At 56.2% G+C, this 15198-nt stretch carries 14 protein-coding genes and 1 pseudogene; 10 read left to right on the forward strand and 5 right to left on the reverse strand.

What is annotated here, in order from left to right; translation table 11 throughout:
* Positions 1-12 precede the first annotated feature (12 nt).
* On the reverse strand, positions 13-189 hold the full coding sequence (locus tag MSIL_RS21670; protein WP_187148720.1) for a hypothetical protein: 177 nt from the start codon (positions 187-189) through the stop codon (positions 13-15).
* Between the two features lie 187 nt (positions 190-376).
* Between MSIL_RS21670 and MSIL_RS09930 the strand changes: the two genes are divergently transcribed.
* From MSIL_RS09930 to MSIL_RS09960, 8 genes and pseudogenes are all read left to right on the forward strand, one after another.
* The gene (locus MSIL_RS09930; protein WP_012590957.1) at positions 377-610 is read left to right on the forward strand and encodes a hypothetical protein; all 234 of its coding nucleotides are present in this window, start codon (positions 377-379) and stop codon (positions 608-610) included.
* A gap of 54 nt (positions 611-664) precedes the next feature.
* Positions 665-1564: a site-specific integrase gene (locus MSIL_RS21040; protein ID WP_148213066.1), complete on the forward strand. Its 900-nt coding sequence runs from the start codon at positions 665-667 to the stop codon at positions 1562-1564.
* A 24-nt stretch (positions 1565-1588) separates the two neighbouring features.
* Positions 1589-1855 (forward strand): annotated as a pseudogene (locus MSIL_RS21045) (tyrosine-type recombinase/integrase); the annotation flags it as partial.
* A gap of 744 nt (positions 1856-2599) precedes the next feature.
* On the forward strand, positions 2600-2791 hold the full coding sequence (locus MSIL_RS20715) for a ribbon-helix-helix domain-containing protein (protein WP_083772205.1): 192 nt from the start codon (positions 2600-2602) through the stop codon (positions 2789-2791).
* A 47-nt stretch (positions 2792-2838) separates the two neighbouring features.
* The gene (locus MSIL_RS09945; protein ID WP_012590958.1) at positions 2839-5688 is read left to right on the forward strand and encodes an SNF2-related protein; all 2850 of its coding nucleotides are present in this window, start codon (positions 2839-2841) and stop codon (positions 5686-5688) included.
* An 11-nt stretch (positions 5689-5699) separates the two neighbouring features.
* On the forward strand, positions 5700-7595 hold the full coding sequence (locus tag MSIL_RS09950) for a site-specific DNA-methyltransferase (RefSeq protein WP_012590959.1): 1896 nt from the start codon (positions 5700-5702) through the stop codon (positions 7593-7595).
* A 13-nt stretch (positions 7596-7608) separates the two neighbouring features.
* The gene (locus MSIL_RS09955) at positions 7609-8226 is read left to right on the forward strand and encodes a hypothetical protein (RefSeq protein ID WP_012590960.1); all 618 of its coding nucleotides are present in this window, start codon (positions 7609-7611) and stop codon (positions 8224-8226) included.
* Entirely contained in the window at positions 8223-11171 is a 2949-nt protein-coding gene (locus MSIL_RS09960; protein ID WP_012590961.1) for a type III restriction-modification system endonuclease, read from the forward strand. Before MSIL_RS09955 ends, MSIL_RS09960 begins: the two co-directional genes overlap by 4 nt.
* Positions 11172-11192: 21 nt before the next feature.
* Here MSIL_RS09960 and MSIL_RS20720 read toward each other — a convergent pair whose 3' ends face one another.
* From MSIL_RS20720 to MSIL_RS09975, 4 genes are read right to left on the reverse strand one after another with little or no spacing between them, the layout of a single operon-like run.
* Positions 11193-11549 carry a ubiquitination-like system serine protease family protein gene (locus MSIL_RS20720; RefSeq protein WP_012590962.1) on the reverse strand — a complete coding sequence of 119 codons (357 nt, stop codon included), beginning with the start codon at positions 11547-11549 and terminating at the stop codon, positions 11193-11195.
* A complete protein-coding gene (locus tag MSIL_RS09965) occupies positions 11546-12910 on the reverse strand; it encodes a ThiF family adenylyltransferase (protein ID WP_210160592.1) in 1365 nt (454 codons plus the stop codon). Before MSIL_RS09965 ends, MSIL_RS20720 begins: the two co-directional genes overlap by 4 nt.
* A 35-nt stretch (positions 12911-12945) precedes the next feature.
* Positions 12946-13359, reverse strand: coding sequence for an E2/UBC family protein (locus MSIL_RS09970; RefSeq protein ID WP_012590964.1), 414 nt, complete (start codon positions 13357-13359; stop codon positions 12946-12948).
* Between the two features lie 3 nt (positions 13360-13362).
* The gene (locus MSIL_RS09975; RefSeq protein ID WP_210160593.1) at positions 13363-13788 is read right to left on the reverse strand and encodes a multiubiquitin domain-containing protein; all 426 of its coding nucleotides are present in this window, start codon (positions 13786-13788) and stop codon (positions 13363-13365) included.
* A 60-nt stretch (positions 13789-13848) separates the two neighbouring features.
* Between MSIL_RS09975 and MSIL_RS09980 the strand changes: the two genes are divergently transcribed.
* Both MSIL_RS09980 and MSIL_RS09985 read left to right on the forward strand, forming a co-directional pair.
* Positions 13849-14262, forward strand: a complete 414-nt coding sequence (locus tag MSIL_RS09980; RefSeq protein ID WP_244406251.1) for a helix-turn-helix domain-containing protein — start codon at positions 13849-13851, stop codon at positions 14260-14262.
* Positions 14249-15190, forward strand: coding sequence for an ImmA/IrrE family metallo-endopeptidase (locus MSIL_RS09985; RefSeq protein WP_012590967.1), 942 nt, complete (start codon positions 14249-14251; stop codon positions 15188-15190). Before MSIL_RS09980 ends, MSIL_RS09985 begins: the two co-directional genes overlap by 14 nt.
* Positions 15191-15198 lie beyond the last annotated feature (8 nt).

Raw genomic sequence — 15198 nt, forward strand, 5'->3', positions numbered from 1 at the left:
GAGGGCGACGCCTTAGGGACTGGCTTCCCATCTTGCCGAATATTGCGACTCTTTCGAGTCCAGCGCATCAGCTTTGGGACGTGCGGCAGAGAGAATTTCAACGATAGCTGACATCAAGTACGCTTCGACAACATCGAGCTCGGCTGCGGTCACAGGAACCTCATCAGGGAAGTTGTCGATGACTGCCAATCCAGGTTCTGTCTGGCAGCTATTTTGACGTTCCTTTCTCATGGTTGCAGGATGACAGCCGCGAGGCAGGCGTAGTTGGTCAGAAACTGGCCATACGACAGTATGTAGCAGTGCGCTAATTAAGCATTGCGCAACCCGCAATTGTCATAATTACAGTATTGCTTTCAATAATATTGGAGATTTTCAGATGGATATTCCGACCTACATCACTCTTTCCGAAGCGCGCAACGAGTTGTCATCAATAGGAGTTGTGCTGTCCGACCGTCAGATCAAACGGGCTGCTGACAAGGATGCGCAGGGCAAGAGGAAACTTCCGTTCTTTGTCGATCCGCTGACCGGCACGCTCAAAATCGAGAAAGGCGCCCTTGTTGCCGCATATCGAAAGCTGCAAGTAGAAGCCGAGAATAACTTGCAAGAGTGATGGACACTGTGATTCTATACGTCTTTCTGTAACTGATATTTTTTTGAGTATTGTTTGTCCGACATTAGGAAGCGCACGGGAGCCAAAGGCACCACCTATCAAGTTCGTCACCCCAGCAAAGCAGCAAAGTCGGGCTACGCATACGCGACCTTTGCAACACGGAAGGAAGCTCTCGAATTTCGCGAGAACGGATTGGCTCGCACGAAGGCCTCTCGCCGCTCATCGGATATTCAGACGGTGGAGCAAGGGCTGACAAAGTGGCTGCATATCTGCGAGAAGGAAGGCAGAGACGGTCGCGAGCCGGTGACCCAATACACTTTGGAGAATTACACCTACCGCGCCTCGATCATCAAAAAATACGACTGGGATAAAGGGCTGGCCGATCTGGCGAAATCCGATGTCATCGAATTCCGATCATGGCTCTTGCAGCACTATAGCCGCGATGTGGCCCACAAGGTGCTGAAGTCCTTTCATTCTATGATTCTTGAAATGATTAGCCGGACGATCCTGCAACATGACGTGGCAGCTGGCGTCTGTGTGAGGGCTGAGTCCCGCTATGATGTACCCGTGGCGATTCCGACTGAGAGGGAGATCAGCGAGCTACTATCCGCCGCCGATAGGCTCGCGAACTCTCGGGACATGCGGGTTAGTGAGCCGTGGAAAAAATATCGGCCCATGCTCTATCTCGCCGTGGACTCGGGTATGCGGCCACAAGAGTATCTTGCGCTCGCCCGCGCCAATGTGAGCGAGGCAGGAGTTGAAGTGGATCGCGCCCTCGATGGTGGCGGCGACGAGATAACCGTCACCAAGACTCGTGCGGGACGGCGTTTCATCGATCTCAGCGCGGAGACGTTGGACATCATCCAACATTTCATCAAAAATCATTCGGTCGAGAACGACTACGATCTGGTGTTTCCCTCCGAAAACGGCGGCTGGCAAAACGTTCGAAACTAGAGGCGGCGCGGCTTTAACCGCGCATGTGAAGAAGCGGGTCTGGTTGTCAAAGTGCAGGAAGACGGCCAGTTGGTCGAAAGGCCAAAATACATGCCCTACGATCTGCGCCATTTCTATGCATCGATGCTCATCGATCAGCGCATCAACCTGAAACGCATCCAGAAGCTCATGGGCCACCGCAGCATTCAGACGACCCTTGATGTGTATGGTCATTTGATTGAACGTGCCGATACTGCTCCGCAGCCTCGTACGAGTGTTCTTACTTCGATGCAGAGGATACCGTGTGGCTAGTCTGTGGCAGAGATATGCTAACTTATTGATTCCCCATCATAATGTTCTGCCTGGGGGGCAAGGGGTCGCAGGTTCAAATCCTGTCGCCCCGACCATAACAAAATCAATCACTTAGTCAGAAGCTATGGAAACAAAACGGCCCCTTGGGGCCGTTTTTGCCACAAGAGACCGGTCCGCCGTAACCCGCAGGAATCCGCCATTCTCCGAGGCAGACTTTTTGGGCTTGTGGCGAGTTTGTGGCGAGCGCGCCCGCCATACTTTATCCACGCCCCCAGCAGGTGATGCAGGTTCTCCACGCCTCCCTGCGGACGTACTTCGTCCCCGCGCAAGCGGGGCATGAGTTCTTCTGTGAGTAGGTGCAGGTCATGCAAGGCACTCGCTCCTGGACGCGGACTTGCCCACCGTTGCATTGAAAGGCAGTGCAAGCTGGCCGCTCACCCTTTCGAATAAACATAACGTGTGCTCCCTTCAGCTCTCAGTTCTGATGGGATCATAGCGCCGCCAGAGGCTTTCGATTGGGCAGAAGCTGGCCACTTAGGGACGGCGGCGGACCGAATCGGGCCGCGTGCCTTGGCGACTGGCACCGCTTTTCCGCAAAATCTGTTTGCCCCGCCCGGCTTTCTGCGTCGGTCTTTTTCGACAAAATGCCGGTATGCAAGGTGCACCACATTTTGGTACATCTGGTGCACTGCTTCGTGGGGAGAGCCGATGCCGGTTGATTAGGGGAAGACCGTTCGAACTTCCGTGATCGTGCCAGCCGATCTTTACCAGCAGGTCCAGCAGCTTGCCGCGAGCAACGATGTTTCGGCAGCGTGGATAGTTCGTCACGCTTTGTCGCAGTTCTTGGCCGGTTACGGCGGGGAGCAGGCAATACCGCTCAAACTTGGCAGCAACGAAGGCCGTGCGGTTGGCGGTCGACGCAAAAAGCGCGCTTGAGACGCGCTACGAGAATTATTGGCCTTTGAAGCCGGGGAGGAAGAAAGTTGGCCACCGAGTACCATGCGAAGCTGTTCGCTCACGAACTTACCCGGCAGCGATCCGTCGCTGATTCCGAGAAGCTCGCCGGTGCCTTGCTCGATGCCCAGGTCGATCTCAATCCCCATCAGGTTGAGGCGGCACTGTTTGCGTTCAAATCGCCGCTTTCGAAAGGAGCGATCCTCGCCGACGAGGTCGGTCTCGGGAAAACCATTGAGGCGGGTCTGGTGCTCGCCCAGAAATGGACGGAGGGCAAGCGGCGCATCCTCGTGATCACGCCCGCCAATCTGCGGAAACAGTGGTCGCAGGAACTCGCAGAAAAGTTTTTTCTGCCCAGTACGATCCTCGAAGCCCGCAATTATAACAAGATGAAAAAGGACGGCGCTCGCCGCCCCTTCGAGCAGAAGACTCTTGTCATTTGCTCCTTCCAGTTCGCCGCTCGCAATGCGGACGAGCTCATGGTCATACCGTGGGACTTGGTGGTCATCGACGAAGCCCACCGACTGCGAAATGTATACAGGCCCGACAATCGCATCGGAAAGGCGCTCAAGGGAGCGCTTGCAAATTCGCCCAAGGTGCTGCTGACGGCAACGCCCCTCCAGAACTCACTGATGGAGCTTTATGGTCTCGTCAGTCTCGTCGACGACTACGCCTTCGGCGATGCCAAGAGTTTTCGCGCCCAGTATGCGCGGCTCTCCGACGACACTCAGTTCGACGAGTTGAAGGAGCGCCTGAAGCCCGTCTGTCACAGGACGCTTCGGCGGCAAGTCCTAGAATATATCCGTTACACGAACCGCATCCCAATCACGCAGGAGTTCGTTCCGACGCAGGAGGAGCAGACTCTTTACGACCTCGTATCCGACTATCTGCGGCGGCCATCGTTGCAGGCGCTTCCGTCCAGCCAGCGGTCGCTGATGACACTCATCATGCGCAAGCTGCTCGCATCGTCGACATTCGCCATCGCGGGGGCGCTCGACACGCTCGCTCGTAAGCTGGAACGCCAGCTTGGGAAGGACAAGAACCTTCGGGAGAAGCTCGAACAGGAGCTTGCCGAGGATTACGAGGAATTCGAGCAAACTGCCGACGAGTGGGAAGACGACGAGGCCGCACCGGAGCTGCTGACCGAGGACGACATCGCGAACATCGAACGCGAGATCGTTGACCTTCGCGGGTTCCGCGATCTGGCTGTCTCAATCTCAGAAAACGCAAAGGGGCAAGCGCTCCTCAGCGCGTTACGGGCCGGGTTCGCAAAGGCCAAGGAGCTGGGCAGCGCTGAAAAGGCAATTATCTTCACGGAGTCGCGCCGGACACAGGAATATCTGGTCCGTCTCCTCGCGAAAAATGGCTCCGAGGACAAGCTCGTCCTCTTCAACGGCTCGAACTCGGACGCGCAATCCAAGGAAATCTACAAAGCCTGGATCGAGCGCCATAAAGGCACTGACCGCGTCACGGGCTCACGCACCGCGGACATAAGGGCGGCGCTCGTGGATTATTTCCGCGAGAAAGCCGGGATCATGATCGCGACCGAGGCCGCGGCAGAAGGCATCAACCTTCAGTTCTGCTCCATGGTCGTCAATTTCGACCTACCCTGGAACCCGCAGCGCATCGAACAGCGAATCGGTCGCTGCCATCGCTATGGCCAGCGTTACGATGTCGTCGTCGTAAACTTCCTGAATAAGAACAATGCCGCTGACCAGCGGGTGTATGAGCTGCTCGCCGAAAAATTCAAGCTCTTCTCCGGCGTGTTTGGCGCTAGCGACGAGGTGCTCGGTGCAATTGAGTCTGGCGTGGAATTCGAAAAGCGTATCGTATCGATCTACCAGAATTGCCGCTCGACAGGAGAAATCGAAACTGAATTCGAGCGGCTTCGCGCCGAGATGGACACCAACATCACCGCGACGATGGAAGATACGCGCCGCAAGCTGCTGGAGCACTTCGACGCTGAGGTTCACGACCGCCTGAAAATCAATATGACGCAGAGCAAGGAGTATCTGGATCGGTACGCCCGCATGCTCTGGGCTCTGACGAAACACGAACTTGGCAAGCAGGCCAAGTTCGATGACGACTATCTCACATTCATTCTGTCCGCCTGTCCGGCTGGCATCGACGTTCCGGTTGGAAGCTACTTCCTGTCTAAGCTCGGCATCGATGGGCATCGCTACCGGCTTGGTCATCCGCTGGCACAGCACCTCATTGGGGTGGCTGGCGCACGCAAGCTGAATGGAGCAGCGCTCGTCTTCGACTACACCGCGTGGCCGCAGACCACTGTCGCAATCGCGCCCCTCGTCGGCAAAGGGGGAACGCTCGTCGTGCACAAGCTTTCGATCCGCGGCGCGGACGATCAGGATCACATCATCATCGCCGCCATGACAGATGATGGAACGGCCATAGATCCCGCAGCTGCGAAGCGTCTCTTCGAGTTGCCGGTACGCAAGAGCGCCGCCAATGACCTGCAGATGCCGAACGCGGTGAAGGCCACGGTAAACAGCCAGCGCCAGTCGATCCTGGACGACATGGCCGCACGCCAGTCCAAATGGTTCGACGATGAAATCGATAAGCTCGACAATTGGGCAGAGGACAAACGTGCCGGGCTGAAGGCCGACCTCAAGGACATCGACGAAGAGATCAAAGCGCTTAAGAAAGAGGTTCGCCAGACCGGCAATCTCCCCGACAAGCTCGCCTTGCAGCGCAAGGCGCGCACGCTCGAAGCCAAGCGGGATGAAGCGTGGCGCGCATATGATGCGGCGGCAAAGGACATAGAGGTTCAGAAAGACGGTCTTTTGGATCAGGTGGAAGAGCGGCTTGGGCAGGCAGTGTCTGATGAAGAGCTTTTCGCCATCAAGTTTCAAGTTCAGTGAAGGGGCTAAAAATGAACAAGCCGGAACATACTCAACCGGAGAAGATCGATTTGCGATCTATGGATGTTGCGGAGGAGAAGCGGGGCGAGTTGAAGCGTAGCTTGGGACAGGCGTTTCCGGACATCTTCGCCGAAGGTTCGATAGATTTTGATCAGCTCAAACGGGCTCTTGGCGAGTGGGTGGACCCCGGCAAGGAACGGTTCGGTCTCAACTGGCCGGGTAAGGCCGAATGCATGAAGATTATTCAACAGCCAAGCCCCGCAACATTAAGGCCAGAGCGCGAAAAGTCAGCAAACTTCGACGAGGCAGAGAACGTCTTCGTAGAGGGGGACAATCTTGAGGTCTTGAAACTGCTTCAGAAAGCTTATTTCGGTAAAGTAAAACTCATATATATCGACCCGCCGTACAACACGGGTAATGAGTTTATCTATCCTGATAATTTTACCGAAACGCTGGAAACGTACCTGGCCTATACAGGACAAGTTGACGACGAAAGAAAGCGCTTTTCAACAAACACAGATCAGTCTGGCCGGTACCATTCTCGCTGGATGAATATGATGTTTCCGCGGCTTTATCTTGCCCGCAACTTGCTAAGAGATGATGGCGCCATATTCATTTCGATAGATGACAATGAAGTTCATAATCTCCGTGCCTTAATGGATCAAATCTTTGGCGAAGAGAATTTCGTGGCTACGATCATTTGGCAGAAGGTTTACGCTCCAAAAAATAGCGCGAAATTCTTCTCCGATGATCACGACTATATCCTCGTTTACGCACGCAACTCGGATCAGTGGAAACCCGAGCTGCTTGAAAGGACACCCGAGCAAGATGCTTTATACAAAAATCCGGATAAGGATCAACGCGGCCCTTGGATGTCCGACAACCTTACTGCGCGCAATTTTTATGGAGAGGGCTCTTACGAAGTCACTGGACCTTCCGGTAAGAAATTTACTCCAGGAAAAGGGCGATACTGGCCCGTTTCTCAATCAAAGTTCAATGATTTGAACGCAGACGGGAGAATATGGTGGGGCGTTTCTGGAGACAGCATGCCGCGTTACAAACGGTATTTGTCCGAAGTGTCTGCTGGACGCGTTCCTCAAACGCTCTGGAAGTATGAAGAGGTTGGTCATACGCAAGACGCAAAGCGAGAGTTGAACAAATATGTGCCTTACGAGGAAACCGAGAATACGTTGAACTCTGTAAAGCCGGTTAACCTCATCAGGCGCATGATCAAAATAGCCACGAAGAGCGACGGCGACATTGTGCTGGATTTTTTTGCTGGCAGCGGCACCACAGGACAGGCGGTTATAGAGCAGTCTTTGGACGACGGCATCAGACGACGGTTCATCATGGTGCAGCTACCGGAGGAACTGCCGAAGCCAGAAGCGAATTTTAAGACGATCTCCGATTTTGCCCGTGCGAGGGTAAAAAATGTAATTGCAGCGAGTCAGTCCGATTTATTGAAAAAGGACAGTCATGGTCGCGGATTTCGATCTTTTGCGCTTGATAGTTCCAATTTCAGGTCGTGGGATGGAGGCGTGTCGACTTCAAGCGATTTAGAATCGCAGCTGCAGCTGCATGTCGACCATCTTCGCGATGCAGGAGAACCGGAGGATGTACTTTACGAATTGCTTCTGAAATCGGGCTTCCCGCTGGCGACCAAGGTTGTAAAGATCGACCTAAATGGTGCTGAGGTATTTTCGATTGAAGAGGGAGCGCTGCTCATTTGCCTCTCTAAGGAGATTACGCCGGAGCTGATCGACGCGCTCGCTGAAGCGAACCCGCTTCAGGTTATATGTTTAGACGAGGGCTTCAAGGGCAATGACCAACTGAAAACGAACGCGGTACAGACCTTCAAGGCCCGCGCTCAGGCCGAGGAATCCGAAATCGTCTTTAAGACGGTTTGAGGGGGACACGGTCATGATCCCCGAACGTTTCGTCACTGAATATCCCGCAAGATGCGGCCAGCTGCTCGACATGCTGGAGCGTCCGGCGCGACATGCCGACCTGCTTGGGTCGTTTGCGCTTCTTGTCGCGTCTGCCGCATTCACGATTCCCTTTGGCCGCATGGTTGAAAAGGCACATCCTCTAGGACCGCCCGAGGACGCGCTCTACAAGGCCGTCGAAGGCCTGAAGAAACTGCCGTTCGCCGATAGTCCCTTCTGGGCCGGAGGAAAGCCAGGCTTCTTCCGTTACGCCAAAATCGTAACAGACCCGGAAGACACAGTTGGTTGGTTGAACGAGAAGGGCGAGCATCCTCTGAAATCGACCGAGGCCAAGGACGCAAACATAGTGTTGCGAACCATTCGAAATGGGCTCGCACACGGTAATGTCGTTTATCTCGACAAGGACGGGTATGAGACGGCGGGAAAGCGCGTGGTCTATCTCGCGTTTCTCAGCAAGCACGAGAGCGGCGACGGGTTCCGCGTCGCGATCTTCGATGAGGAGTCTTTCCTCGCATTCCTGAAGGGATGGATCGGGAGGCTGCAAGGCTTCCCGCTGGAGCGCAAACTTGCGTTCGCGGAGGCAGCAGAATGAAACTTAAATTCGATCCCTCACTTCAGTACCAGCAGGATGCCGTCAGCGCCGTCGTTGGGGCGTTCGAGGGGCAGCCCTTCGTGCAGACCGGGGCAATGGCGTTTCAGTCGCTTCAGATCGGCGGTCTGTTTCAGACGGAGCTGGGGCTGGGCAATCTCCTCAACATTGGCGATGAGCAAATTCTCGCAAACGTCCGGGCCGTTCAGGAAGCTAATGAGATCGAGAAGGTAATTGCCCTCAACGGGCGTGAGTTCTCAGTCGAGATGGAGACCGGCACCGGCAAGACCTACGTCTATCTTCGGACGATTTTTGAGCTGAACAAGACCTACGGCTTCAAGAAGTTTATCATCGTGGTTCCGAGTGTCGCCATTCGTGAGGGCGTGCTTAAGAGCATCGAGGTAACGAAGGAGCACTTCCACACGCTCTACGACAACGCGCCCTTCGATCACTTTGTCTATGACTCAAAGCGTCTAGGCAAAGTGCGCCAGTTCGCGACCAGCAATCAGATTCAGATCATGGTCATCAACATCCAGTCCTTCCAGAAGGATGTTGCCGACAAGGACCTCTCGGAGATGACCGAGGATGAGCTGAAGAAGCTCAATGTCATCAACCGTGAGAATGATCGCATGTCGGGCCGCAGGCCTATCGAGTTCATTCAGGCGGCCAGCCCCGTTGTCATCATCGACGAACCCCAGAGCGTCGATACGACCGAGAAATCACGGCGGGCGATTGGCAACCTCAATCCAATGGCGACGCTGCGTTACAGCGCGACGCATCGCAATCCCTATAACCTCCTCTACAAGCTCGACCCGATCAAGGCTTACGACCTACGGCTCGTGAAGAGGATCGAAGTCGCATCCGTCCGGTCGGATGACAATTTCAATGATGCATACGTGAAGCTGCTCAAGACAGACAACAAGACCGGCATCAAAGCGCAAATCGAGATTCACAGGGAAGGTGCCACTGGCCCCAAAGCGGCGAAGCTTTGGGTCAAGCAGGGCGATGACTTGTACGTGAAGTCGGACGAGCGCGACGCTTATCGCGACGGCTACATCGTGCAGAACATCGATTGCACTCCGGGCTCCGAATATATCGAGTTCAATCAAGGCCGCTTCCTTGAGCTGGGTCAGGAAGTCGGCGGGCTTGGCGAAGACATTATGAAGGCTCAGGTCTATGAGACCGTCGAGCAGCATCTAAAGAAGGAGCGCGCCCTGAAGGGCAAGGGCATCAAGGTGCTCTCGCTGTTCTTCATCGACCGCGTCGCCAACTACCGCATCTACAATGAGGACGGGACGACCAGCCTTGGCAAGATCGGTCAGTGGTTTGAGGAGGCCTATCAGCAGCTCACGGCCAAGCCCATCTACAAGGGCCTTATCCCATTCAGCGTTGCCGATGTTCACAACGGCTACTTCTCGCAGGACAAGCAGGGCCACGCCAAGGACACACGCGGGAACACCGCCGACGATGATGACACTTACAGCCTCATCATGCGCGACAAGGAGCGGCTTCTCGATCCTAACGTTGCACTGCGCTTCATCTTCTCCCACTCCGCCCTGCGCGAGGGCTGGGACAATCCAAATGTGTTCCAGATTTGCACCCTGAACGAGACGCAATCAGCCGAGCGCAAGCGGCAGGAAATCGGGCGCGGGTTGCGTCTGCCTGTCAATGAGACCGGCGAGCGCGTTCATGACGAAACGATCAATCGTCTGACCGTCATCGCCAACGAGTCATATGAGGATTTTGCGCGCACGCTTCAGACCGAGTTTGAAGAGGATTTTGGCATCAAGTTCGGAAGGATCGAGAAGATCGCTTTCGCAAAGCTCGTGCGACGGGCTGCGGATGGAACCGATGTCGAACTCGGGCAGGACGAGTCCGTGAAGATTTGGCACGAGCTCGTTGCGAAGGGCTACCTAAATGGCGCGGGCGATATTCTGGAGAAGTTTGACCCGAAGAACCCCCATTTCAAACTGGAAATTTCAGACGCGTTCGCTGATCTCCGGGCGGAAATCATCGACGAGGTGAACCGCAAGCTCTTCAAGAACCGTATCGTCAATGTCCGCGATGAGCGCACCCTGAAATTCCGGAAAGAGGTGCATCTCAGCGCCGACTTCCAGGCTCTCTGGGATAAGATCAAACATCGCACGCGTTACCGCGTGACTTTTGAAACCGCTGCACTGATCGACCGGGCGCTCTCGCGCATCAAGCAGATCGAACCGATCAAGGCAGCGCGCATCGAGACCACCGTCGTTGAGGTGGATATTACCGATGCCGGTGTCTCCGCCGACCGACAGATTTCGTCGCGAGTGAGGGACGTGCAGCAGGTAAAGGTCTTGCCGGACATTCTCGCCTTCCTGCAGAAGGAGACTGAGCTGACCCGCCACACGCTTGCCGAAATCCTCAAGCGCTCGGGGCGGCTCGGCGAGTTCAAGATTAATCCGCAGGCTTTCATGGCAGCCGCTGCGAAGGAAATATCGCGCGCGCTGCATGACCTGATGCTCGAAGGCATCAAATACGAGAAGGTCGCAGGCCAGCATTGGGAAATGAGCCGGATCGAGCAGGATGCCGAAGACGGCATCGTCCGGTATCTCGGCAATCTCTATGAGGTTCAAAACCGCGAGAAGTCGCTCTTCGATGCAATTGTTTATGAATCCGAGGTTGAGAAGCAATTCGCACGCGACCTCGACAGCAATGAGAACGTGAAGCTATTCGTCAAGCTGCCGTCGTGGTTCAAGATCGACACGCCCATCGGCACCTATAATCCCGACTGGGCCTTTGTGACCGAGCGCGAGGAGAAGCTTTATTTCGTTCGTGAGACGAAGAGCACGCTCGACAGCGAGGAGCGGCGCACTAAGGAAAACCAAAAGATCGCCTGTGGTCGCAAGCATTTCGATTCGCTTGGGGTAGACTATGCCGTGGTCACTTCGCTTGCAGACGTGGCGATGTGAGGTCTGCCAAAGGGCCGGTTCTCAATCCACCGCTCCACGACACCATTTGACGCGCCCGCGCCGGAACCAGAAGTGCGACCCGCAGTCCTTCTTCCGCCAGACGGAAGGATGAAGACTAGCTGTGCCATCCTCGTGTTGCGTGAGTTTCCAGCACGGGCGCTCGTCGGGCAGTAAGTTCATTTGCAGCGTTCGGCGGCAGCCGCAGGGACAAACCATTGCCGCTTGCTCCTGGAAGCCGTCTTCCTCGACCACATAGATGGTCTTGCGCTTGAGGCTTTTGGGCAGAGATTCCTCGACAATAAGGGTTCGATAGGGAGGATAGAGCCAGCGATAAACGCGCGCTCGGGTCCGCGATAATAGACCGTGAAACCAGTTCACGACACCCGCCTTTCAGCGAGTTCCATTATCCCTAGAAGCGGGGATGTGTCGCCGATGCCAACAGCGCCGCCCAGAATTTCGCAGATGCCCTCTTCAGGATCGCAGATCAGCTCCATGCTGGCGAGACTGAACGTTACGCTCGCATAGCTTGCGTTCGGCTCTTCGCGGAAGGGATGGAGACGGGCGAGGAACTCATCCACGGCAAGCGCGGATGCAAACATGTTCACGCTGATTACCGCAGGGCGATGCGCCGCAACTCCCTTAATGTATCCGTCATCGACCTGGCGCTCATGGGCGCGCGGATCATTACGCCTTAGGCCCGACGCGGCGACCTCGCCCATCGTGAACAGACCCCGGCTCATAAGACTGGAGCGACCAGGGCGAAGGTAGTTGACGGTGCCGCAGACTTCGCGGATGCGACCTTTCCCAGCGCCGTCCCGGACCGCATCGAGGCGCACGCCAATATCGAAATATGGGATCGAGTAATATGAGGCGAGCGCGTTGAGGAGGTAGCGACCATCGACCGTGTCCATGCAGCCGAATATCACGTCGCACTGTGCGACTTCTCGAATGACATCGGGATGCCAGAGATTCTTGCGCACGCGAACGACGCGGGTTCCAAGGCCGATCCGCTCGGCAGCATCCGCGAGCACGTCGACTTTCGTCCGACTGTCACTCGCATCTTGCATTGTGGAGTTCAGGATACGGTTGACGTTGCGATCCTCCATGTAATCATCGTCAACAATCACGATTTCAGCAGCGCCCAGCCTGACGAGCTGTTCAACAGTCGGGCTTCCGGTGCCGGAGGCCCCGACCACGGCAAACGAAAGGCGGCGGAGCCGCTGGATTGTTCCTTCGTCAAAGGCTTGCGCATGAGATGCGACGAAGTTCGGCAAGGCAACGCTTCCCGCGTCCGCATACCAAAAAAGAAGGTCGTCGCCTGCCACAGAGATACAGTCGATTGGCGCAAAGCTGCCGTCGTCCAACATGACGCGCCCGAACATCTGGCCGTAAGGCAACATGACTGCGCTGCCGTGAAAGACATTGGCCTCGACCCATCCACGGACCATCGGCAGGAGGCGTGCGTCGCCCGCGTCGTCGGTTGTGGAGAATGCGCCATAGCCGGTCGGATGACTGTGAACTTTGACGACCGAAAGACGCTCGGCGGCAGCCCGATCCAGCATCGGCGCGATGTAATCTGGCGGCCATGTGACGCGCGACGGCGTCCGCTCGGAGCAGTCGTCGTAAGGAATACCGTGTATCTCTCGGACGACAAGGCGATGGCAGCGATCACCATCGCGGCGTCCGCACAGTAGAATGGCAACTGCCTCTTTGCCATCCCCCGGAAACAGGAAGCTCATCAGGTGCTCGTGCTGATCACCCGAGAGCGCAAGGGTTATGCGAGCGGACATTTTTCAAACTCCCGCTCGAGCCAGTCTTCGATCAAGATGACGTGCGTACCGAGATGGTCGCGCCCGATCTTCCAGGGATTTTCGCCCGTGCGGTGGCGAGACCAGCGCTGGTAGGTCTTGCCGTCGAGCGCTTGCTGCGCTTCCGTCGCGCCAATCGGTTTGCCGTCGATCCGCGCGAGAGCCGGGAAGAAATACACCATGTTGAGTTCGGTGTTCGGATAGCCGGTCTCGATCCGGATCGCCGCGGTGACGCGCGTGTGGTTGTAACCGTGCGGCGTCGGAAGATCGTGGATCAGCACCCATTGGGAGCCATCCACGATCGTTTCCCACGACAGTCCGTACTCGTCCAGGAATTCGTGGTCGACAGGGAGCAAGTCGAACTGGCGACGGAGGGTCATGACTCAGCCCTCCGTCTGGTCGCGCGGCAGCGCCTTGAACTTCTCGACGCCCGGGTGACGCAGGTCGACCTTTTCGTCTAGACCGACCTTGCGAGGCTTCCCGCCGGCGAGCTTGACACGCAAGGTGTACTGCTCGGCAGGGATCAGGCCGGCGAGCGTCAGAATTGCGCGACCGGTGGGCTTGGGATCGTGGACAACGAACGCGTCGCCGTTCACGCGGATGCGGTAGCCCTTCGCCAAAGGCGGACGCTTTCCGAGCTTCGCGTATTCTTCGAGATCGGCAATTTCGTCGAGAACTTCCTCAACGCCGGAGTCCTCCTCCTTCATATCAGTATGATCAGTCATCGATTTTCCCTCCTTGGGAAGCGGGCTGGCCACTGCGGCTGCCTCCACACCAATATGGCATAGCATGCTAAGAATATCAAGCAAGCTCTTTGCAAGCTTGACGCCGTTCGCGCCTCGCGCTAGAATCGTAAATGGAACAATGCGTTGCAGGAGGATGCCGCTATGCTCGCCCGCACTGATGACAGGAGTACCGTGAAGCCCACCCTTGGACAGTACCTCGCCTCGATTCGCACCGACCGCAAAATGACCTTGCGCGAAGTCGAGGAGGCCACCGGCAAACAAGTATCGAATGCGTATTTGAGCCAGATCGAAAATGACAAAATCCAGAAGCCGTCGCCCAACATTTTGCACGCACTGGCTGAGCTCTATGCCATCAACTTCGAGAAGCTGATGGAAATGGCCGGATACTTAACTTCGCCGACGACGCGCGCCGACACCGAAAGGCACGGGCGAATCGCGACTTTCGCCGAACACAATCTCACAGCCGAGGAAGAGGCTGAAATGATGCAGTTCCTTCAATTCATGCGAAGTAGGAAACGACCGGGTGATAAGACCTGACGACAGCAGCTTAGACCCGGAAGATCTTCGGGCGGTCGAGGAGCGCGCACGCAAGCTCCTGGACCGCGCCGACGCGTGGGACCGGTTTCCCGTTCCGCTTGAGGACATTCTGGCCGCTGCCCAAGTGCGGGTTGCCCCGACGAGTATGTTCGATGCCGCCTCGATCATCGCTTATCTGAAGGGTAAGACTGCTGACGCGGGCGCGCGCATCAAGTCGGCAGTCGCTAAAGTTTTCGGCCTGTACGATGCCGGAGAAGGCCTCATCCACATCGATGACAAGGTAGTGAAATCGAAGCAGACCTTTCTTACGCTGCACGAGACCGCGCACCATGATCTGCCAACCCACCGCAAGCTCTTTCGCTTCTTTCAAGATTGCGAGAAGACCCTGGCTCCCGACATCGCCGACCAATTCGAGCGCGAGGCAAATAACTTTGCCCGCTTCGCTCTGTTCAAAGGCGACGCCTTTGCGCGACATGCCGCGGACTGCGCATTCGAGATCAAAACGCCAATGACGCTTGCGAAGAAATTCGGAGCGTCGGTCTACGCCTCGGCACGCGAATTCGCCCGAACCAATCACCGGGCCTGTGTCGTCTATATCTTGGAGCCGATTGAGCTCGTTGCCGGTCACGGCGCTAGCGCCAAAGTCCGCCGCATCGAACCTTCCCCTTCATACATAGCCCAGTTCGGACGGCCTTCGGATACGGTCGTTACTTTGAATCATATCCTTGGCCCGGTCCTGCCAATCGGGCGCAAGATGACGCGCCCGGTCTCAGTGTCGATCAAGGACAAAAATGGGGCGCCGCACGAAAGCGTAGCTGAGCCCTTCGACACGCAGCACAACGTGCTGATCCTCCTCTATCCAGTGAAGGCGCTGAGTGGTTCGACCATCATCTTGCCGCCGGGCTTCAAAAAGGTGGCCGCTGTTTGACCGGCACC

This window comes from Methylocella silvestris BL2 (genome assembly GCF_000021745.1).
Taxonomy (GTDB): Bacteria; Pseudomonadota; Alphaproteobacteria; order Rhizobiales; family Beijerinckiaceae; genus Methylocapsa; species Methylocapsa silvestris.

Excerpts from the sequence above, each read along its gene's own strand:
- MSIL_RS09950 (WP_012590959.1), top strand. The coding sequence starts at position 5,700 with ATGAACAAGCCGGAACATACTCAACCGGAGAAGATCGATTTGCGATCT.
- MSIL_RS09930 (WP_012590957.1), top strand. The coding sequence starts at position 377 with ATGGATATTCCGACCTACATCACTCTTTCCGAAGCGCGCAACGAGTTG.
- MSIL_RS09965 (WP_210160592.1), bottom strand. The coding sequence starts at position 12,910 with ATGAGCTTCCTGTTTCCGGGGGATGGCAAAGAGGCAGTTGCCATTCTA.
- MSIL_RS09970 (WP_012590964.1), bottom strand. The coding sequence starts at position 13,359 with ATGACCCTCCGTCGCCAGTTCGACTTGCTCCCTGTCGACCACGAATTC.
- MSIL_RS09955 (WP_012590960.1), top strand. The coding sequence starts at position 7,609 with ATGATCCCCGAACGTTTCGTCACTGAATATCCCGCAAGATGCGGCCAG.
- MSIL_RS09960 (WP_012590961.1), top strand. The coding sequence starts at position 8,223 with ATGAAACTTAAATTCGATCCCTCACTTCAGTACCAGCAGGATGCCGTC.